Genomic DNA, 554 nt, shown 5'->3' on the forward strand with positions numbered 1-554 from the left:
GAGTTTCCACAAGCATCCGTAGCTGTAAAAGTTACAGTAGCAGTACCCGTTAATCCACAGTCATCAGAAAGGGCATTAAAGTCGTTAGACCAAGAAATTGTTGCACAATCATCAGAAGCGCTAGCACCAGCATTAGAAGTTAACCAATTATTAAGGTCTGCAGTATTACCATTCCCATCACATTGCACAGTTAAATCACTAGCAGTAGTATCGATAGTAGGTGCAACGGTATCTTGTATAGCGTAAGTAGCCGTAGTAGAAGTTGCATTACCACACTCATCGGTAGCAGTAAAGGTTACCGAAATCGCGTTAGCACAATCAGAAGCAGTTCCCCCGTAGTTGTTAGACCAAGTAATATTAGAACAGGTATCCGAAGCAACAGCACCACCATTATTGTTTAACCAATCTTGAATTTGCGTGTTGTTACCATTACCATCACATTCCACAGTAATATTACTAGCTTGTGTATCTATAGTAGGCGCAGTAGTATCTTGTATAGTGAAAGTAGCCGTAGTAGAAGTCGCATTACCACAATCATCAGTAGCTGTAAATGT

Annotated in this window: 1 pseudogene; it reads right to left on the reverse strand. The window is 40.6% G+C overall.

Going from position 1 to position 554, the window contains the following annotated elements:
• Window positions 1–554: pseudogene (locus PW52_RS17605) on the reverse strand (hypothetical protein); the annotation flags it as partial.

The sequence above is a fragment of the Neotamlana sedimentorum genome (assembly GCF_000943565.1).
Lineage (GTDB): Bacteria > Bacteroidota > Bacteroidia > Flavobacteriales > Flavobacteriaceae > Neotamlana > Neotamlana sedimentorum.